Below are 23,250 nucleotides of genomic sequence, written 5' to 3' on the forward strand. Positions count from 1 at the left end.
CCAAAAGAGTAATATCCATGAAGATTCTGAACATTCTTGTCAACCACACCGTAGAACCGTTGCGCAGCCATATTGTCCGTTACTTGCTGGATGCCGGCCACTTTGTCTACTTAATCGGTCTGAGCGACGCTGAGCGAACGCGCTGGACAGGTTCGCAGCACAACCTCTTTTGCTATTCCGACGTTGGCGATCAGCGTATCGACTATGAGCTCTGTCTCGAAGAAAGCGCCTCGGTGAGAGGCCCCATCGTCCGGTTAGCCGTTTTCGCCGATCGACAAAATGTGTTGTTCCAGATTCATGCTGAAGAAGACGGGAATATCAGGGCGTTAGCTGAGCGTGAGCTGCCGTGGCGGGAAGCCCGCCGAGCGTTGTCGCAGACGGTGTTGGGCGAGTTGTTCATCGATGGCGTGGTCATGCTCAGCCGTGAGGCGAAAGATCTGGATATTGCTCTGCCCGAAGGGCCAAACCGAGTTACGGATTGGCTGGTTGCCCAGCAGAGGGTACAGCAAGAGCAGCGAGCGCTGGAAAACGATGAACCGCGTTATGGCTGCTTCAACCTGAGGGATGAAGTGTCTGCCGTTAACGATGCTGCAGTGGTTCAACGGACCATCGATGGCGTTGCGCAGCCGCAACAGGCTTTGCTGTTGGCTTTCCAGTTGCAGTTTCTGCTCAATGCACGGCGGCCTGGGCTTTATGCTCTGCAATTGCAAGATAGGCAACGCAGCAGCAAAGTATTACGGTTACTCAACGGAACGGAAACATACGCCGAGCTCTCTCCTTGGTTAGTGCGGGTACTGCAGGGGGACCCGGCGAACCCATTCTACGAATCCCATCATGACGGCCGTTTTTTATCTGTGGTTGGCGTAGATGTCATCATGGATGAGGGGGATGTCGACGCGGCAGCGGCCCCGATCAGGATCGTATGGAACAGCACGCGCTGTACGCTCAGTTTGCAATTTTACGGCGAAAACCCCTTTTTCGACGTTGTAGCCGCAAATATCGATGAGTTTATGGCGGCGCTCGCCACATTCATGCGTAATGAAGGGGATATAGATGCGTTGACCGGCGTGTCTGAAAATAGCTACCAACGTTATTATGCGAAAATTAATGCCACGCAATGTGAATATCCGAGACAGACTATCGTCGGGATGTTTGAACAACAGGCAAGGGCGCTTAACGATCACCCTGCAGTGATAACGAAAAATGAAACGCTCAGTTATCGAATGCTGCAGCAACAGGCCAGTCGCCTGGCCGACTATCTGCAACGGCAATATGGGGTAGCGGCAGGCGACAAAATTGCCTTGATGATGCCGCGTGAGGCGGAGTTGGCAGTATGCCTGATGGCCGTGCTTAAGCTGGGATGCGCCTATATTCCGATCGACAAAAATGCGCCCGTAGTGAGGACCTATTCTATTTTGGCCGATGCCCAGCCGGCGTTAATCATCGGTGCGCATGCTCAGTCAGCTGGCAGCCTGCCGCAAGGGCTGAGTTATTTGGATTGGCGTGAATATGCCGCTTCTCCTTTCGCTGGGGCCGACGGTTGCAACGAATTCCCCTCCCAGGCTGAGGCTTCAGCATTGGCCTATATTATTTACACCTCGGGAACGACAGGTAAGCCTAAAGGGGTTGCCGTAGAACATCGCAGCTTTGTGAATATCGCCAGCGATATTTCTCGACGCATGTCTGTGACGCATCAGGATCGTTTTCTGGCGATCACGACGTTGGCATTTGATATTTCAACTCTGGAAATATTTATGCCGCTCATGTTTGGCGCCACGGTGGTATTAACCGACCAGAAGACGTTGTTGGCGAATAATGACTTGCCGCACTTTATCGCGAGTCATTCCGTGAGCCTGATGCAGGGGACGCCTTCTTTTTGGCATCAGGTCGCGCAGCAATATGCCGAGACAACGCTACCCGTTCGGGCATTGTGCGGTGGGGAAGCGGTGCCGCATGCGGTGGCGCGTTGGTTGTCAGAAAACACCGAGCGTGCGTGGAATGTGTATGGGCCAACCGAAACGACGGTTTGGTCTACCGCGGATGAACTGTTGCCTGGGGTTGATAGCGTCACCATTGGGCGCCCGCTGGCGAATACCCAGTGCTTTATCTTGGACGAACGGCGGCGTTTACTTCCTCCCGGCGTGATCGGGGAAATGTATATTTCGGGGTTGGGCGTTGCGCGCGGTTACTACGGCAATGCGCGTCAGACGCAAGCAAGCTTTTTGCCGAACATATGTTCCAGCACGCCGTCAGCCTGGTTCGGTCGCATCATGTACAAGACGGGCGATCGCGTGCGTTGTTTGCCCGACGGCAGATTTGAATACCTCAGCCGATGGGATAACCAGATAAAATTGCGGGGACATCGGATCGAACTGGGTGAAATAGAGTCGGTTTTGCGAACCTACCCCGGGATGCAGCAGGTTGTTGTAAATTTACAGCCGGCCAAGGAAGAACAACAGGCGTTCCTGGTTGCCTATTATCAGGCCAAATCGCCGGTGGCACGCCAGCAACTGCAGGATTATCTGGTGACGCTGCTTCCGGACTACATGCTCCCCAGCGCTTATATGTACCTGCCTGAGATCCCCTTGAATATGAATGGCAAAGTGGATCGTAAAGCCTTGCCGCAGGTACAAGCGCAAGATAAAGCGCATTACGTAGCGCCGGGAAACGAGTTCCAGCGATGCCTGTGCCAGCTATTCCAGGATGTATTGGGGAGCGAAAGCGGACGAATCGGCATTACCGACGACTTTTTTGCTTTGGGAGGCAACAGCCTGTCGGCCATTCGCTTGGTAAATCGCATAAACGGTACGCTTCAGTGCGATCTGAAAGTTAAAGATATTTTCGAAAGAAAAAATGTGGCCAGGTTAACGCCATTGGTGGCCGCCGGGCGCGGCAGTTTTCTTTACCAAGACTACCAGATTGCACAATGTGATGAGACCCATCTGTACCATCCTTTCCCGCTGAATAATGTTCAGCAATCTTATTATCTGGGACGAATGAAAAGTTTCGATCTCAGCGAGGTCTCTACCCATATTTATAATGAATTTGTTTTCGACCATATTGATCACGAAAAATTGGAGCGTGCCTATAATCAACTTATTGCACGCCATCCTGCGTTGCGCACCGTATTTGAAGAGGGAGAACAGCGATTTTTAAGTGCGGCAGCGCATTACAAAATAGGCTACCACCCCCTGAGAAATGAAGACGAGCTATTGGCTTTGCGCGCCGAGTACTCGCACAAGGTTTACAAACCGGATTGTTATCCGCTGTTCGATATTTTCCTGAGCGAGTATCAAGGGAAATACCTTCTGCATGTCAGCTTTGATGCCATTATCATTGACATGACCAGTTTTGAAATATTATTCGGCGAGTGGATTGCGTTATATCACGACGAAAATCTGGCGCTGCCGCCGCTGGATATCAGCTACCGCGATTATCAGCTGCAGTACGAGCGCCTGCGCGGCAGCGCATTATTTGAGCGGGCGCAGCAATATTGGCTGCAGAAAATCGATGATTATACGCTGGAGGTCGGATTGCCGCTGGCCGCGCATCCCGCCAGGATCGATAAGCCGAGCTTCCGGCGTTTGTCTGCGACGATACCCATGTTGAGTTGGCAAAAGATCGTCGACAAATGCCAGCGCTTCAATATTAGTCCGACCGCTCTGATCCTTGAGCTCTACAGCAGAACGTTATGTTATTGGTCTGGTCAAGAGAGCCTTTGCCTTAATTTAACGCTGTTCAACCGTTTGCCGTTACATTCTCAGGTCGAGCAAATTATTGGCGATTTTACCGTTTTAAGCCTGTTCAATTACCAACGTCAAAATGGCGTTGCGATGAGCGAACAGCTATCGGCTATCCACCGCACCTTGCTTAATGACGTCGATAATAATTTATTTGACGGCATTGACGTACAGCGTTTGTTGAAACAGCGGCGGAATCTGCCCGCCAATACGGTTATCGCGCCGGTGGTGCTGACCAGCGTGCTTGGCATGAACAATAAAGCGAGCATGTTTGAATTGCCGCTTAATGAAGGATATCGCGGCGTTCAATACGCAATCTCCCAAACGTCTCAGGTGTGGCTCGACCATAAAGCCTACGAAAACGATGAAGGGTTCGTTGCCGAGTGGGATTATGTCGAACAATTGTTTGATGAGAAAACCATCAAGGCCATGCACGAAGGCTATTGTTCTCTGATTCGATGGGTGGCAGAACACGATTGGGAAACCATGTCATTCCCGCAGCCTGAACTGCCGGCGGAACATGCGGAAGCGGTCATGCGCTGGAATGCCACGCAAAGTACGGTGTCGGAGCAAACGCTGCACGGGTTGTTCCTTTCCAGTCTGGAAACGCCGCAAACGGCCGAGCGCATTGCGGTGATCGAAACCGAAGGCGAACGCCACTTTACCTACGCCAGGCTGGAACAGGACAGCAACACGCTGGGGCGTGCGCTATTGCGGCATACCAAGGGCGAAAAGGGACGTATTACCGCTATTCTGCTGGAGAAAGGGTATGCGCAGGCCGTCTCAACCCTTGGGATCATGAGAAGCGGCGGCGCTTATCTGCCGTTGCACATCGAATGGCCATGGGAGCGCATACGCGACATTCTGCAGCAAGCCCGGTGCGATATCTTGCTGCTCTCTGCTCAGCAGCGTCATGACCTGGCACATGAGCTGTCGGCGTTGCCTTCGGATATCACGATTTTGGTGTTCGACGAGATAGTGGCGCCGGCGCAGGAACGTGCGTCGACGGAGGTTGCCTGGCCGATCGTCAGGGCTGACGATCTGGCCTACATTATTTTTACCTCTGGCTCTACCGGTAAACCGAAAGGGGTAGCGATCGATCACCAGGGGGCGGTCAATACCATCCTGGCTGTTAACCAACGTTGGTCGGTCGGTCGGGAAGACCGGATACTGGCGCTGTCCGAGTTGAGCTTTGATCTGTCCGTTTACGATCTGTTTGGCTTGTTGGCCGTGGGGGGCGGTGTGGTGATCCCTTCCCAGCGTGAGACCAAAGCGCCGCAAGCTTGGGTGGCCGCGCTGCGCCGACATAACGTGACCCTCTGGAACTCGGTGCCGCAATTAGCGGGCCTGCTGGTTGACGAAGTCGAACCTGCGACGCAGGCGCTAACCCGGTTACGGCTGTTCCTGTTGAGCGGCGATTGGTTGCCGCTCAATTTGCCTCATCGCCTGAAAACCCAATCGCCAGACAGCAAGATGGTGAGCCTGGGGGGCGCGACGGAGGGCAGCATCTGGTCCATTTGGCATGAAATCGATCGGGTAGACGCGAGGTGGAAAAGCATTCCTTATGGCGTCGCCATGCCGAATCAACAGATGTGGGTGCTGGATGAGTGGGGGAGTGCTTGTCCTTTCGGCGTAACCGGAGAAATACATATCGGTGGGCTCGGCGTTGCTCAGGGATATTGGCAGGCTGAAACGCTGACTCGAGAACGCTTCATTTATCATCCAACCTATGGACGCCTGTACAAAACCGGCGATCTGGGTCGCTGGTCGGCGGAAGGCTATATCGAGTTCCTCGGCCGAAGAGATGCCCAGGTCAAGCTTAACGGTTATCGCGTGGAGCTGGAGGATATCGAGAATAACTTGAGCCAATTACCTGGGATCCGGCAGACGATCGTGCGGCTCAGCGAGGGTGACCTCATGGCTTACGTTGTTCCCGAGGCGCAACAGCCGGTGCCGCTCTATTTTGCTAACCGCGACGCATTCGTGCTTTCGCTGCCGGCGTTACGTCAAGATCTGCAACCTTCGCGAGCGATACCCTATCCGTTGGATGAAGCGGTTTACCGTGCCCGCAAGAGCACTCGCCAGTTTACCGCGGAGGCGTTATCCGCCGAAACCATCAGCAGTCTGTACGAAGCGCTGCCGGGGTGGTTGACGCAACAGATGGCGCAAGAGGGAAGCGCGCTGCCGCCTGCGTCTTTGGCCGGGCTGTTGGCCGTATGCGCCGCTTTCCGTTCGCCGCAGCGCGCGTTGCCAAAATATCGCTATCCTTCGGCCAGCAGCCTCTATGCGGTGCAAGTGTATCTCGGGCTCCCGGCGGCGATGGGAGAATATGCCGCGGGTTATTACTACTACCATCCGCTGGAACAGCATTTGTACCAGGCAGAAGCGTCGGGAGAACACACCGGGCCTTATCTGGACTTGGTGGTTCGGTGGGAAACCATCACCGCGTTATATGCCGAGCGCGCATTCGCTTTGGCGCAGATAGAAGTCGGCCACATGTTGGCCTTGCTGACTGAGCATCTCCAGTCTTTGGGCGTCGCTTATTACGTCAAGCCCGCTGACGCCGTTTCACCTGACGAGGGGGCATTAGCGTGTCGGATCCACCTCGGCGTTTGCGCCGTCACTTCACCACCGCAAGTCAGCGTCGATTTCAGCGTGATGGAAAACGAGGGGGGAACCTATGTCGCTCGCGCGTCAGGGCGACACTATTGCCTCGGTGAGACCTCCGTGCTGGCCGAATCATCAGACGTGTACGGGGTGTTGCAGTCGTCTCAGGTGTTGTTGCAGGTCCATGGCGCTAAGAACGCGTGCCATTATCAGGCCAGTGGCTGGATGATGCAGCGATTTGGCGCGCTCGCCGCCCAGCGGCGAATTGGCGGCTGCATTCTTGGCGTCACGCCGGCCGAGGACACGTTGTGCAGCATGGCGATAGGGTATGCGCGGGCCGAGGATGAACCGGTCTTTGACGTTCCTGCGCTCACTGTCTCGATGACCCAGGCGATCAGACGGCATTTGGCGCGTCGTTTGCCGGACTATATGTTGCCGCAGCACGTTACTTTGATCCCGGAAATCCCCTTGTCTAACAACGGTAAGGTCGATACATCACGCTTGCCGAAAGTCGTCAAGCACAGCGAATGTCTGGCTCCGCGCAGCGATGATGAGATACGGATGCGCCGACTTTGGGCGGAGCTTCTGGACAAGCGTGAAGAGCGAATCGGTTGTGACCAAAGCTTCTTCACTCAAGGGGGGAATTCGCTTCTGGCTATGCGACTGGTACGCAAGATCAACCTCGCGACGGGAACCGAGATGCGTCTGGAAGACCTCTACAACAACAATACGATTCAGGAAATGGCGGCGTGGGTCGCCGGGCAACCTTGTGGCAACGGCAGAGAAGAAGGGGCGCTGTAATGATGTTGACGGATTTATTGAACAACCTGAAAAAAAATAACATTTTATTGTGGGCTAAAGCGGACGATCGGTTGGGTTTTTCTGTCGACAAGGATATCGGCTTTGATGCCGATCTGAAGGCTGAAGTGGCGGCACGCAAAGACGAATTGTTGGCGCTGTTACAGGACAATGGCGTGACCAGCGAACAATTCGCGAAGGAAACGTCTTTTCTGAGGCTACCGCCAAGTAGCTGGCCACTTGCGCTGGACTCAATTCAGCAAGGCATGTATCTGCAAAGCGACATCGACGGCTTGCCGTATACCTATACGGTACCGTTGTTCATTGGATTGCCGCAGGTGGATATCGCGCGGTTGCGAAACGCGCTGCAAACCTTTTTACGGCATCAGCCCCTGTTGCGTCAGTCGATTGATAGCGATATGAAGCGCGTTTTTCTGGCGCCTGAGCAGTTTGCACTGGAAGTAGAAAGGATTTCCTGGTCCGAGCTGGAAAGTAAGAAACGGGCGTTGGCACAACAAACCTTCCCTATGCCGGAAGGGCAGTTTGCGCGCTTTGTGCTGCTGGTGCGGGCTGAGACGCAAGAGGCCGTTTTGGCGTGCGTTCACCATCATATGCTGTCTGATGCCCCTTCCGTCCAGCATTTTGCTCATCAACTGTTGAGTGCGTACGCCACACCGTCTGTATCGGCGCAGCCTGAAGCGGGGTACCTGGATTACTCCGCATATCAACAGTGGCGGGTGCGGCAAGATGATGTTCAGGCGTTCAGAACATCGTTGGCCGCCCGTTTGAATCAGGCGGAACCGCCGGCATTGCGACAGCGCCATCTCTCTGGCGTGGAGAATCGTGCCTTTGCCGTGCAGGCAGGATTGACGTCGGAGGTTGTCGAGCGTTTGACGCAGGCATGCGGCGAACGGGGACTGACGCTCTATTCTCTGTTGTTTACGACGTTCGCCCATGTATTACGGACCTTTAGCGGCCAGGACAGCGATTTCCCTATTGGACTGACAGTGATGAATCGCCCCGAGGCGTTCAGCCGCGCCATTGGGCCGTTTATCAGCACCCTGCCGGTCATCGCCGCATTGCGCGCAGACCAAAGCGTGTTGAGCAATGTCAAAAGCATTCAGCACGATATTTTGCAGTTGCAGGAACATCCGTGGGTGAACATTGGGCACTTGGCGCCGGAGATCGACGGTGGCGCGGTGCGCATCAATGAACTGGTTCAGCTGCTATTTACCTTCCATAACTTTGAAAACGGCGATATCGCCGTCCCCGGCGTGGAATATCGTCTGGAGCCTTATCCCGATCTGGCGGAAAAGTTTGGCATGTCCTTATTTGCCGCTCAACGAGACGGTCAAATCGATTTCACGTTAACCGCGGCGGAGAATCGTTACGAAGAGGACTACGTTCGCAATATTCTCGAGGCGTTAGTTTATGCGCTGGGCCAGTTTGATCGGCAATCCTGGGAGACGCCGCTCGAACAAATCGATTTAATCACGCCAGCCCAGCGTCGGCAGGTGCTGTCTGAATGGAATGACACGCGCTGCGATTATTCAGAAGATGAGCATATCGCGTCTTTATTGGAAGCGCAGGTAGCGCTGACGCCGGACAATATCGCCTGTGCGGATCGGCATCGGCAATTGACGTATCGCCAGTTGAATCTACAAGCCAATCAGTTGGCGGCCGCCTTATCGTCACGTGGGGTGGGGCATGGCGCCTGCGTTGCGCTGTGTCTGGATCGCAGCGTCGAGCTGTTGGTCGGTATTTGGGCGATCCTGAAATTGGGGGCCGCCTATTTGCCTGTCGACCCGGCATTCCCCGACGATCGTCTCGATTACATTCTACAGGATAGCCGGGCCGACGTAATTATCTGCCATCAGGCCTACCGACACCGGGTGGCGGCGCCAGGGCGGCGGCTGGTGGTGTTGGATGATGAATCGCTGCGCCACGAGCTTGAGTTGTTGAGCGATGAAAACATGGCGCGTCAGATATCACCGAACGATCTGGCCTATGTCATCTATACCTCCGGGACCACAGGGCAGCCCAAGGGCGTGATGTGCACGCACCGCGGTTTGATCAACCGTATCCAATGGATGAATAAATCCTATCCGCTGACGGCAGCCGATCGGGTGTTACAAAAAACGCCGTACATTTTTGACGTCTCCGTATGGGAACTGATTTGGGCCTCTCTTTACGGCGCCAACATCGTTTTTGCCGATCCGGATGGCCACAAGGACGCGGATTATCTGATTGAGCTGATCGAGCGCGAAACCATCACCGTACTGCATTTTGTGCCATCCATGCTGGCGGCTTTTACCGAGACATTACAGGGCATTCAACGCGATCGAAACGTCAGCTTGCCGAGCTTGCGCTACGTGTTCTGCAGCGGTGAAGAGCTCAAACTGACCCAGGTCAAAGGGATTAAGCAGTGTTTGCCTCATATCGCCCTGCACAATCTTTATGGGCCAACCGAAGCCTCCATCGATGTGCTGTATTTCGACTGTAACGATCCGGATATAGATAATGTCCTGATCGGGCGGCCGATTGATAACATGAAAGTGTTGGTCCTGGACAAAGGGCAGCGGCTTTTGCCGCCCGGTGCGGTGGGTGAACTCTACCTTTCCGGCGTCGGACTGGCGCGCGGCTATCTGAATAAAGCGGCGCTGACGGCGGAGAAATTCATCGTCAATCCGTATTGCACCGAATGGGATGAGCGGGCGGATGACTATGCCTGTTTGTATAAAACCGGTGATTTGGTGTATCAGCGGAATGATGGGCAAATCGTTTATGTTGGCCGCAATGATTTTCAGGTGAAAATACGCGGATATCGCATTGAGTTGGGTGAAATCGCCCAGCGTCTCGAAGCGTTTGACTTGGTGCGCCAGGCGGTGGCGCTGGTTTATCAACAGCCCCATCCCCGCCTCGTGGCCTATTACACGGCGCAGGCACCGTTGCCGGAGGCGACGCTACAACACTTTCTTGCCGCCGCCTTGCCCGAGTACATGGTGCCGGAGACCTTTATCTGGTTGAAAGAATGGCCCGTCACGGTGAATGGCAAACTGGATCGGCGTGCGCTTCCTGAACCGTCTCTGCCGGTCGTACAGGAACGTGTCGCACCGCAGTCGGAGAGGGAAGCGCAGATCGCCGCCATTGTTGCGGAAATGATGGGGATCGATGAAGCGCATTTCAGCTGTGAGGCTAACCTGTATCAGTTGGGGCTGGACAGCATCATGGCGATCAAGCTGGTGAGCAAATTGCGCCAGGCGATGGGCGTATCGATCCGGGTGAAAGACGTGTTCGCCAGCAAAACCGTGCATGCACTCCATTTACGTCTCGCTCAGCATCAGCAGCAGGTGATGATTGAAGGCAAACGGGAGCAGGGCGTATTGGTTGGCGAGTTGCCGCTGCTGCCTGTCCAACGCTGGTTCTTTGACTGCGCATTCCCTTATCCGAGTTATTGGAACCAGGCGTTTCTGCTGGATGTGCCGGCGCTGGACGTCGAACGCCTGCGCGAAGCGCTGCACGCATTGATTCAACATCACGATGCGCTACGCCTGACGTTTACGTCTGAGGATTCGTCGCATTGGCGCCAAGGCTATCAACCGATGACGGACGCCATCGAACTGCGGTGTCATCATGTCGAACGCTCGGCACCGCAATGGCAAGAGGCCCTGTCCGCCGTGCTGACCGAATGGCAAAGCGATATCGATCTGGCCGACGGGCCGCTTTATCGTTTTGGTTATGTCACGGGGTTCGACGAGGGGCGAGCCCGTATTTTCTGCGCTTGCCACCATTTGGTGCTCGATAGCGTCAGCTGGGGCATTCTGGCCCGCGATCTGGCGAACGCCTACCACGGTGAAAGCCTTGGAGATAAGGGAACGAGTTATCGTCAGTGGACTGAGCACTTCGAGCAATATTGTGCCAATCACGCGGAAGAGGCGTCTTACTGGCGGGCCAGGATGGCGGACTACCGCCCCGTTGCGTTGCCGGCTGCGCGCGGCGCTACGATGGCATGCAGCCGCCTCGCGTTATCAATAAAAGTGACGCAGGCGCTGCAAACCGAGGGTTTACGTGCCTTCAATGCGAAAGTCGACGAATGTTTGCTGGCGTGTGCAGACGGCATGCTCGCTCACTGGTTTAACGGAGAGCTGACCCATGTCACCGTTGAAGGGCACGGACGCGAAGAGATTGATGCCGCTCTGGACGTTCATCGTTGCGTCGGGTGGTTCACGTCACTTTATCCCTGTGCGCTCTCATCCTCTCCCGATCCGGCAATGCGTTTGCAGGCGGCCAAAGCGCAACTGCGCGGCGTGCCTCATCAGGGCGTAGGATTTGGCGCGTTTGCCCGTGAGCTAGGGTTGCCGCTGCCCAATGTTTGTTTCAACTACCTGGGACAGCTGACTTCGCCGGATGAAAAGGATTGGGCGCTGGTCATGTCGCCGGTCGGTGAGACGCGCCATCCTGACAACGGCTTGCCTTTCGGTATTACGCTCTTTAGCTACATAGAGCAAGGTCGGTTGCAGCTCGAAGTCGTCAGCGGTCTGTCCGGTGAGCAAAATCAACAGTTGCTGGAGGCCTGGGAGGCGGCTATAGACACGCTGATAGCGTGCTGTGAACGGCAGGGAAGAACCCAATACGGCCTTGGCGATTTCATCAATGTTGCGGATGAACGCGACTTACAGCATTTACCTCTGCAGGGCGGTGCCGAAAACGGCGACTGCTTTGCCATGACCGAGATTCAGAAAGCCTATCTGGTTGGGCGCTTTGAAAACTATGAGATCGGCAACGTCGCCAACCACATCTACAACGAGTTCGTGTATCCGCGCCTTGATGACGAACGTCTGGAGCTGGCGATTAACCGATTGATCGCCCTCTGTCCGGTGCTGCGCACCGTGTATGACGCGGAAAGCATGACTCAGCGCTTCATTTCGGTGTCGCAGGCCGGCCATTATGCCTTGGCGGTGAATGACCTGCGCCTCGACGATGAGGCTACCGCGCTGGCGCGCGTGCGCAAGCGCCTGTCCCATCAGGTCTATCAGGTCGACCGTTTCCCGTTGTTCACTTTTGAAATCAGCCGGCTGCGCGAGCGCGACGTGCTGCATATCAGTCTCGATCTGATTTTGCTGGATGTGCAAAGCCGTCTGGCGCTGTATCAACTGCTTAATGCGCTGTATCGGGGAAATGTCTTGCCGCCGCTGGCAACCGTGAACTTCAAAGACTACCAGGAGCATCTGGCCCATCTGAAGGCCTCCCGTTGGTATCAACGAGATTGCGCTTATTGGCAGGACAAGCTGGCCGATATGCCGCTGCGGCCAAACTTACCGCTCAAGGTACCGTCGGCCACGGTTGAACACCCGCACTTTGCAGAGCATACGCTATATATAGACAAACAAATTTGGCAGGATTTCAAACGGCAAGCGCAGCATTATCAGGTCTCATACTCGTCGGTATTGCTGAGCCTCTATGGCTACCTCATCGCGCGATATTCCGGCAACAGCGAGTTTCTCATTACCATGACGCTGTTCAACCGCTACGCGGTTTGCGAGGACGTAAACGACATTTTGGGTGATTTTACCTCGACCAACCTGTTCCACTTTCGCGATGCCGGCGAGGATCTGTTCACCACCATCGAGACGACGCATAAGCGCATGTGGGACGACATTCAGCATGCGTTGTACAGCGGGTTGGATGTGCAGCGCGATCTGGTGAAACTGCACGGCCTGGATCGCCATTCGGCGGTGTCGCCGTTGGTCTTCACTGGCGTCGTAGGGCAACAAACCGGCGATTGGGATAAACAGGCGTATCTGGAAGACAGCGAGGCGCGCGAGCAGCGATATTGGTGTGCGCAAACCTCTCAGGCTTGGATCGACCTGCAGGCTATTGAAGTCGATGGCCGCTTTATGAGCAAGTGGCTTTATGTCGACCAGCTGTTTGATGAAGAAACCATTGCGCATCTGAATCGCGCCTATTGCCGTCTGATCTCGCTATTAGCGCAGCAGCCTTGGGAAACGCCGGTGGGATGCGAAAACTATTTGCCTGAAGCGCAAAGAGAAATGATGCAGCGGGCAAATGCCGTCACTCAGCCTCTCAGTGAAGAAACCCTGTTCAGCGCGTTCGATCTGTTGGCGACGCAAGCACGGCATCGAGAAACGATCGCGGTGTATGACGGGGAAGCGGCGATCGGCATGACCTATGGCCAATTGAAACAAGACAGCGATGCGTTGGCGCAGCAGGGGATGGGCTCATCTGCGCCGCTGATTGCCGTATTGGCGGAAAAAAGCTACGCCCAGGTCTGTGCCTGTCTGGCGATCATGAAGGCCGGCAAGGGCTATCTACCGTTGCATGTGGAGTGGCCGGCGGGGCGCATCGCCGATATTTTACAACAGGCCGGTGTAGAACAGCTCTGGCTGACCCGGGCACAGTCGGCGCGTGTGGATATCCGGACACTGAGCGAAGCGGGTTATCAACTGCTGGTCATCGAGGATATGCTGGATGAGGCGACCGCTTTGCCACCGTGTTTCGGCTTGCCGCACGTCAGCGCCGCCGATGTGGCCTATGTCATTTTCACTTCCGGTTCCACCGGGCGGCCAAAAGGGGTCACCATCGATCACCGTGGCGCAGTGAATACGCTGCAAGCGGTAAATCGACGCCTCTCGCTGACCGCTGAAGATGCCTTGTTCGCGCTGTCTGAATTGAGCTTCGATCTCTCCGTCTATGACATCTTCGGCGCGCTTAGCGTCGGTGCGGAGATCGTCTTACCGGCTCAAGAGAGCGTAAAAGATCCGGAGCGGTGGTTGCCGCTGCTTGCTGAGCGTGAAGTCACCGTCTGGAACAGCGTTCCACAGCTTGCCGGGCTGCTGGCCGATGCCGTGGCACGGCAGGGATGCTCACTGCCAAGGCTGCGCGCATTTTTAATGAGCGGTGATTGGATCCCGCTGAATCTGCCGGAGACGTTGCGCACACTTTGGCCGCACGCTGACTGCATCAGTCTGGGCGGGGCGACTGAGGGCAGCATTTGGTCCGTTTGGTACCCGATAGAGGCGATCGATCCGGCCTGGCGCTCCATCCCTTATGGCACCGCGATGCCTCATCAGGCGCTTTATGTTTTGGATCCGCAGGGACAGATGTGTCCGGTTGGCGTGACCGGTGAGCTCTATCTTGGCGGGATGGGGGTGGCATTAAATTATTGGCGAAATCCACAGCTCACGGCGGAGCGTTTCATTTCGCACCCTCGTCACGGACGCCTCTACAAGACGGGCGATTTAGGGCGCTGGCATGCGGCAGGTTATGTCGAATTCCTGGGGCGCAACGACTTCCAGGTCAAGCTGCGCGGGCATCGAATTGAGCTCGGGGAGATTGAAAGCCGGCTTCTGCAATGCGGCGGGATCCACCAGGCCGTGGCACTGGTGATGGCGCAGCCGGCACCGATGCTGGTGGCTTATTACGTCGGCGAAGCGAACGCTGACGAGAAAATGCTCCGTTCGCGACTGGCTGAACAATTGCCGGAGTATATGGTACCGGCGCATCTTATCGCTTTGGATGCCTTGCCGCTGACGGCGAATGGCAAACTGGATCGCAACGCCTTGCCGCTACCCGCAGCCGAAGAGCAGGCGACTTATTGCCCGCCGCGTGACGACCGTGAACATCAACTGTGTCGGCTGTGGGGCGAGATCCTGCACGTGCCGGCGGAGGAACTCAGTACCCAGGCGGATTTGTTCCAGTTGGGTATCGACAGTATCGCCAGTATCCAAATGGCGGGGCGGTTAAGGCGCGAATTGCAGCTGGATGTCACGCTGAAAGAGTTGCTGACGTATCGCACCATCGCATCGTTCTACGACACTCTGCTCGGCCGTCAAACCGTTGGCGGCATCCAGACCGTGCAGCGCGAAACGGGGGCCTTGAGCGGCGCAGTTCCGCTGCTGCCCATCCAGCAATGGTTCCTGGCACATGATCTGCCGCATCCGCAGCAGTGGAACCAGTACGGGCTGTTGGTGGCGCCTGGCATGACAATGGCCCGTCTGCAATGCCTGTTGCCGCGCCTCGTGGCGCAGCACGACGCGTTCAATCTGCGCTTCGAAAAAGATACCCAGGGAGAATGGCGCCAATGCTACCAGCCGCAGGCTGCGCTGCCGCCATGCCACGCTTTGGACATTCGCGCATTGTCGCTGCCGGAAGACCACCCGGATTTTGACGCCGCGCTGTTGCAGCGTTTTGCCGACTGGCAGCAGGCGTTCGATCTGCAGAGCGGGCCTTTGGCCGCGTTCGCCGTTCTTGAAGGGTACGCGGACGGCAAGGCCAGGGTGTTCGTCGCTTGCCATCACCTGATTGTCGATGCGGTCAGTCTGCAGGTGATCGTCGACGATTTACGACGCCTGAGCCAAGAGGAAACGCTGCCGGAGAAGGCCAGCAGCTATCGCCAATGGGTGAACCATCTGCGGCAACGTGCGCAAATTACCTCTCATGAACGTGAAGAGTGGCTGGGGCAATTGCCGGGCAGCGAAGTTCATGCGTTGCAAGCGCTGGGCGGAACCGCGACGACGCGTCATGCCCTTGCGTGGGGAGAAGGGCCATCCTGTCGCTTGATGCAGCACCTCGCCATGTTCGGCATGCAGCCGCAGGACATGGTGGCCTGGGCGGTTGGCCGCGTTTTGTATGATTTGACCGGACAAACCGCCTTTAGCCTATGGTTTGAGGGGCACGGTCGGCAAGCGGATGAGCGAACGCTGGATATCTCCAGGACGATGGGCTGGTTCACCAGTCGTTATCCCGTGCGTTTTAGCTATCAACGCGATGCCAGGGAGCATTTGCTCGCGGTGAAAAATAATCTGAGACGTTGGTCGCAGCGGGCGGAAAACTTCGGTGTCCTGTGTGGTTTGCCCGTGGTGAAAGAGGACGGCATCAGCATCAACTACCTGGGCAAGATGGAGGCGGCGGGAGACTGGGCGCTGGATCACCACTTTGTGGGGCTGCATCGCCATGCCTCCCAGGAAGGGACGCATCTGATCGATATCGTCGTGTTGAACGTTGGCGATCGTCTTGAATTGCGGGTCGAAAGCCGGCTGCGGGAGCATGACGCGGCCTGGTTGACGCAGCGGCTTATTCGAGAGTTGGAAGATGGCCTGGTATCAATGAATTGGCCATCCTGGCGTTGGTTAACCGAATCGGATGTCGATTTCGCCCTCCCGCAACCCCATCTGGATCGGCTGCAACATGCGCAGGCGGTTGATGCGGTCTTCATGGCCAATAGTCTGCAGCAAGGGATGTTGCACCATTCGCTGGCCTTTGGCGACGCCGATCGGGTGTATCGCGTGGCTACGCGCTGGGATTATCACTGTGCGATCGAGCCCGAGACGTTCAAGCGGGCGTGGCAATGGGTGCAACAGCAGTTCTCCTGCCTGCGGTTGCGGTTCGATTGGCGCGGTGAAATCGTGCAGGTCGTGGATCATGAAGGGCGCTTCCCTTGGCACGTCCATGACATCAGCCATCTGTCGCCTGAAGAGCGGGAACACGCCTTGCACAGGCTGCAGGAAAGTGAGCAGCAGGCCAGCTTCGATCTCCAACAAAGCGGACTGTACCGTGTCTGCCTGGTCAAACTGGCGGATGATCACTTCGCTTGCCTGTTCTGTGTACATCACGCCATCCTCGATGGTTGGAGCAGTCCGCTGCTGGTGGGGGCGCTGCATGACGCTTACCTGGCGTTTTCTCACGGACGTGAGCCGGCGGACAGACCGGATCTCTTTGCTTCAGTGCAGCGCTACATTCAACGGCATCGCGATAGGGACACGGATTTCTGGCGCGACTACCTGAGCTCGGTCGACACCTCGCCGGATCTGAGCGGATGGCGCCGTCCGGATGCGGAGTCATCGGCGTTAGCAGCCATTAAGAGCGTCTCTGCTGCAGGGATTTGCCGCTGTGAACTGAGCGCCGAAGAGCGCCGGTGCGCGCTCGAAGCTGCCCAGCGCCAAGGCATGACCCTGAACGCCTTGCTGCAATACGCCTGGCACAAGGTGCTCGCACTCTACTCCGGTGCTGCCGTGACCGTGGTGGGCACCGTGGTGGCGGGAAGGATGCTGCCGTTGAATGGTATCGAAAACACGCTGGGCATGTTCCTCAATACGCTACCGTTGAAGGTGGAGCATCAAAGCGATGTGCCTCTGATTCAGCAGGCACATCGGTTGCAGCAAGATATTAATGAAGCCAATACCCGATGCCTGGTCGATCTGGCTCATCTGCAGCCTGCGGGCCAGCGCCTGTTTGACTCGTTGTTCATTTATGAAAATTACCCGCAGCCTGATGAAGACCGCCACCGCGAACTGCGTCATCAATTCGTCGGTCGCAATGAGCAGAGGGATTATCCATTGGTCGTCAGCGTGGAGGAGGAGCCGGACGTTCTGCTGATTAAGCTGGAATATGCGGCGGAGTACTTTGATGCGGCGATGATGCGGCAAGCGATGGCACTGTTAAAGGACATCGTCGGCCACATGGCGAAAGACGCGAGTACGGAGACGGTGGCGATAGCTCCGGTTTATTGTGAGCCGGAGCAACCCTTGTTGCTTCCTGCGCCGGGGAATGCCGCCACCTTATCGCAAGTGTTGGCGCACTACGCATGCAGCCGGTCAGACGCTCCGGCGCTGAGTGACGGCGAGCGCAGCTGGAGCTACGCCCAGCTTGACGCAGAAGTGACGCAACTCGCCAATCTCATCGCCGGCCGCCTTGAGAAGACGCCGCACGCGCCTATTGCCTTGCGACTGCACAGCAAAGTCTTGACGGTCATGGCCTTGTTGGCGATAGGACGACTGGGCGCAGCTTATGTGCCGCTGGACAAAGACTATCCGCAGGAGCGTATCGATTTCATTCTGCGTGACAGCCAGGCTATCGCCGTATTGACGATGTCTGGGGATGAAGGGGCCGAGTACGGTATTCCGTCTATTCCCTTGTTCGGCACCGCGGGAGAAGCGCTGTGGCGCAAACAGGCCACGATGCCGACGTTCACACCTGCGGCGGAGAAGACCGCCTACATACTTTACACGTCCGGCACGACGGGTAAACCCAAAGGGGTTAGCGTGGGGCATGGGGCGCTGCTCGCCACATTGCGAGGTTTCTGGCAGCAGTACTTCCAGGGCAGGGAAGCGCTGAAAACGTACAGCATGACCAACCCCGTTTTCGACATTTTCGGTCTTGAATACGGTTTGCCGTTATTGAGCGGCGGCTGCGTTACCTTGGGAACTCACCATGTCACTGGGCTGGATTGCCGTAAGTTCGATTTCATCCAGTCAACGCCCAGCATGCTGGAAATTGTCCTACCGGTATTGCAGGGGGACGAGGAATGTTTACTTCTGGTCGGCGGTGAAAAGCTTGAGCCGCATTTGGCGCAGAAGGCCCTGGCTGTTTTCACGGCGCTCGTCAATGTCTACGGTCCGACGGAAACCTGCATTTGGTCAACCGGTAAACATTATCGGCATGCCGCGACGGATCGCGTTTTAACGATAGGCCGCCCTTTGCCGGGAGAACGTTGTCTGGTGTTGGACCCGGCCGGCAGACCTTTGCCTGTCGGGGCCATCGGCGAGCTCTATATCGGGGGCAGCGGCGTGGCCGAGGGTTATCACAACCAGCCTGAGCTGACCGCCTCACGCTTTGTCTCACTGTCGTTTGCTGAGGGGATATGGTATCGCAGCGGCGATCGCGCGCGCATTTTGCCAAATCGTGAAATAGCATTCCTTGGGCGGCAGGATCAGCAAGTCAAGTTGCACGGCCATCGTATTGAGAAGGGCGAGATTGAGCAGGTTATATTGCAGCACGAGTCGATCTTGCAGGTTACCGTGCAAATATGCCAAGTGGCGGGGGATGGGAACGTCGGTCAGGCGTTGGTTGCCTATTATGTGGCGCAGGGCGAAATTAACGCCGGGCAGTTGAATGAACACGTCGGTCGACAACTGCCGGATTATATGGTGCCTGCCTATTGGATTGCGTTGTCTGCCTTGCCGCTGAACGCTAACGGCAAACTGGATGTGCGTGCGTTGCCGTCGGTTGACGCCGGTGAGGCATCTCCAGCGGCGCAGAGCGAAATCGCTACGCCGCTGGTGAAGCAGTTGCAGGTTATCTGGCAAGAATTGCTCGGTTGCGAGGCGGTGGGCGTCAATACCTCGTTCTTTGAACTGGGTGGGAACTCCATCATGTTGACCCGGCTCTATGGCATGTTACCCGACCAGGTTCAGCAAAAAATCGGTCTGATAGATCTCTTCCGTCTGCCGACCATTGCCCGCATTGCCGCGCATATCGAAGGTCGCCAACATGAAGCGGCGCCGGCACCGACGACTGGACCGATCAATGCCCGGGACGATATCGCCATTGTGGGGATGGCGGGCCGTTTCCCAGGCGCGCAAACGCTGGCGGCATTCTGGCAACGGTTATGCGATGGCGAGGCGTTTATTACGCATTACTCGCGCGAGGCGCTGGCGGCATCGGTTGACTCCGCACTGCTGGATCATCCGCATTATGTTCGCGCCCAGGGGATGCTCGACGATATCGATCGCTTTGACGCCGATTTCTTCGGCTGTACGGCTCAGGAAGCGCGTCTGATGGATCCGCAGCAGCGAATTTTCCTGGAATGCGCCTGGCATGCTTTGGAAGATGCGAACTGCGATCCGCAGCGCTTTGCCGGTGATATCGGCGTCTATGCGGCCATCGGCAACAGCAACTACGAAAGAGACGTTGTTCTACCGAACATGCCTCAGGCTGATTTGATCGATCATTACCAGTTGATGATTCATAACCAATCCCACTTCCTGGCGACAAAAACGGCGTACAAGTTGAATTTGACCGGGCCGGCGATGACGATCCAAACGGCTTGTTCATCCTCGCTGGTCGCTGTTCATCAGGCTTGTCGCGCCTTGCAGGCGGGCGACTGTCAGGTCGCATTGGCAGGCGGCATCTCCATTGGTCAATTAGCGCGCGGTGGTTACCTGTACCAGCCAGGGATGATCTTCTCACCTGATGGTCACTGCCGTCCGTTTGATGCGCAAGCGGCGGGAACCATTGAAGGACAAGGGGTAGGTATTGTCGTGCTGAAACCTTTGGCGCAAGCGCTGGCGGACGGTGATGCTGTGTATGCCGTTGTGAAAGGGTCGGCCGTAAATAATGACGGGCGGGATAAAATGGGATTCACTGCGCCAAGCGAGAGCCGTCAACAGGCGGTGATTGCAAAGGCATTGGCCGATGCCGATGTCACGCCGGCGGACATTTCCTATGTCGAAGCGCACGGCACCGGCACGCCATTGGGCGACCCTATTGAAATTGCCGGGTTGAAAGCGGCCTTCGCCGGACAACAGGCGGAACACGCCTGCGCAATCGGCTCGGTGAAAAGTAACCTGGGGCATTTGGATGTCGCGGCAGGCATCGCCGGCTTGATTAAAACGGCGTTGTGCCTGCAGCATCGCACGTTAGTTCCCACGCTACATATGCAGCGTGAGAATCCGGCATTAAAACTGGCTGAAGGGCCGTTTTATGTGAATGTTGAAACCCGCAACTGGGAAAGCGCCACAGGGCTCCGCACCGCCGGCGTCAGCGCTTTCGGCATTGGCGGCACCAACGCGCACGTTATCCTTCAGCAGGCGCCGAACACGCCGACAACCGCACCTCAGTCCGCTCAGCGCAATATGCTGTGCGTTTCTGCGGCGGATGACGCAGCTCTCGAACGGATGAGTGAGGCTTTGGCCGATCATTTGGCAACGCATCCTGAGCATTCGATGGAGGCGGTTGGCTATGCCCTGATGGCGCAGCGACACCGCTATGCATGCCAACGGTGGGTATCCGGAGATTCACGGGAAGCGGTCGTCGCGCGGTTGCGCGAGAAGGGCGAAACGATGGCCCGACCTGCGTTCGAGGCGCAGGTGGCCTTTATGTTCCCGGGCCAGGGCGCACAATTCGTCGGCATGACACAGGCGTTATATGACGCCGAACCGCAATTCCGAGTGGAGGTCGATCGTTGCCTCGCATTGCTCGAGCCGATGATGGGCGGTGAAATAACGCGGGAAGACGTATTGGCGAACGGGGAGAGCGTACACCACACCGCAATCACTCAAGTGGCGCTGTTTGTGTATGAATATGCGTTGGCGCAGTGGTATCGCTTCCTCGGTGTTGAGCCGACGGTGATGATTGGTCATAGCCTGGGCGAATATGTTGCCGCATGTATCGCCGGCGTATTTTCACTGGAGGATGCGCTCAAGTTGATGCTCAAACGCGGTGCGCTATTGGCGCACACCGCACCGGGGGCGATGCTGGCTATCAAACAGTCGGCGGAGGGCGTAAGCGAACAGGCTGCCGCGTTGGGCGTCGATATCGCCGTCGTTAATGATTCGGGAAGCTGTGTCATTTCCGGCGCGGCGTCGGCAATCGCCTCTTTGCAGGCGAGCTTGATCGCCCAAGGGGTATCTTGCCATCCGGTTAAGGTTTCGCACGCGTTCCATTCGCGTTTATTGGAGCCTGTGTTGGCAGAGTTTAAGGCCGCACTGCAAGAAATTGCCTTCAACGAGCCGCAGTTACCGTTTATCTCCAATTTGACCGGCCAGTGGGCAACGGCGGAACAGGTTTGTCAGCCCGAATATTGGGTGCAGCACCTGCGGCATACGGTGCAATATGACGCCGGCCTGCGTACCTTGCTTGAACGCCGTGCCGATGACAACTGGGTATTGCTGGAAGTAGGGCCGCGTCAAATTCTGAGTACGTTGGCGTCGCGCCATCCGGCATTGGGGAATGCGGCCGTTGTCGTTTCTTCACCGCGCAACGCTACGGATGAGCGGCAGGCTGCGCAGATGCTGTGGCGTTCCGTTGGCGTGCTGCATATGTCAGGTGTGGAAATCAACCAGGAGCGTTTCTGGCGGTGTACGGGGCAAGCGTCTTTGCGTCTACCGGCATATCCTTTCGCGCCTCAGCGGCATTGGTTCGGTGTGATGAATTCACCCGCTCATTCGCGGCCGGCCCCGGTTCCGGCGGAGGCAGCCGTGCACCAAGGAGATATGCAACAACGGGTGGCAATGTTGTTCAACGAGGTTCTGGGGTGTGAGTCGGTCGATCCACAGCGCGGGTTCTTCGAACTGGGCGGCGACTCGCTGAGCGCATTGCAACTGATTGGCCGCCTGCAAAAAATGACCGGTATACGTCTTGAGCTTATGGCCATGGAACAGCCGAGCGTCGTGCAAATAGCGCAATCGCTGGAGGCTCATGCGACAGCGAAGCCTCAGGGCGAAAGCGGTTTGGTGAAGCTGCGCGACGGTGAGGATGAGGGGATGATGCCACTTGTGTTGATCCACCCCATCGGCGGCGACATCTATTTCTACCGGGAGTTGGCTCAATGCTTGGGAAGCAGCAGAACGATTTATGCCATACGTTCACCTCTGCTGAATGGCTCGGGCGCCTTCGAGAGCATCGAACAATTGGCGGGAGAGTATCTGGCTTTGCTGAAGCCGCATCTTGAGCGAGGCGAATGTTGCCTGGCCGGTTCTTCGTTCGGCGGTATTATCGCGTTTGAAATGGCGCGGCAGTACCAAGAGGGAAAACATGTGTCTCTGCCGGTAGTGATGATTGATTCCCCAGGACAGGGAAATCTGCCTGCGGCCATGACGGATGAACAGATTTTGGACTACCTGCTTTCATTTGGCCTGGTGTCACTGGACATTGATTGGGATGCCTGGAAGGCGATGACCCAAATGGCGGATAAAATCCATTATTTATCTGAGATCACCAAAGGAACTGCGGCCGAAACGCTCTTTTCCTCGGCGTTCTTACCTCGTTACTTGAGCACCTGGCAACGGCATAACGTGATGATGCAGCGTTACCACCCGCATGCGTTGATGAGTGATGTGCTGTTTTTCTCTCACCGTGAGGTGATTGCAGATTTTCCTGAAAATCAAAGCAAGTTCTGGCATCCCTGGGTGTTGGGCCGCTTCGAGGTGCAGGTAATTCCGGGGAACCACCTGACGATGAACGCGGGAGAAGGCGCGGCAATGATGGCGGAAAAAATGACTTCGTGGTTAGGGCATTGGACGCTGGCTTGATGGCGCAGCGTGTTCGCTATACCTGAGGGGAAATCAGCGGGATAAACTATCCCGCT

Annotated in this window: 2 protein-coding genes; both read left to right on the forward strand. The window is 56.4% G+C overall.

Annotation, left to right across the window (positions count from 1 at the left end; all coding sequences use genetic code 11):
- Positions 1-17: 17 nt before the first annotated feature.
- The gene (locus BVU99_RS02830; RefSeq protein WP_099817125.1) at positions 18-7,148 is read left to right on the forward strand and encodes a non-ribosomal peptide synthetase; all 7,131 of its coding nucleotides are present in this window, start codon (positions 18-20) and stop codon (positions 7,146-7,148) included.
- Positions 7,148-23,194 (forward strand): hybrid non-ribosomal peptide synthetase/type I polyketide synthase, encoded by a 16,047-nt coding sequence (locus tag BVU99_RS02835; protein WP_099817126.1) that lies wholly within the window; start codon positions 7,148-7,150, stop codon positions 23,192-23,194. The genes BVU99_RS02830 and BVU99_RS02835 overlap by 1 nt, the downstream gene beginning before the upstream one ends.
- The last annotated feature ends 56 nt before the right edge of the window (positions 23,195-23,250 follow it).

Origin of the sequence: Serratia sp. OLAL2 (assembly GCF_002752475.1) — a bacterium.
GTDB lineage: Bacteria > Pseudomonadota > Gammaproteobacteria > Enterobacterales > Enterobacteriaceae > Serratia > Serratia bockelmannii.

Excerpts from the sequence above, each read along its gene's own strand:
- BVU99_RS02830 (WP_099817125.1), top strand. The coding sequence starts at position 18 with ATGAAGATTCTGAACATTCTTGTCAACCACACCGTAGAACCGTTGCGC.
- BVU99_RS02835 (WP_099817126.1), top strand. The coding sequence starts at position 7,148 with ATGATGTTGACGGATTTATTGAACAACCTGAAAAAAAATAACATTTTA.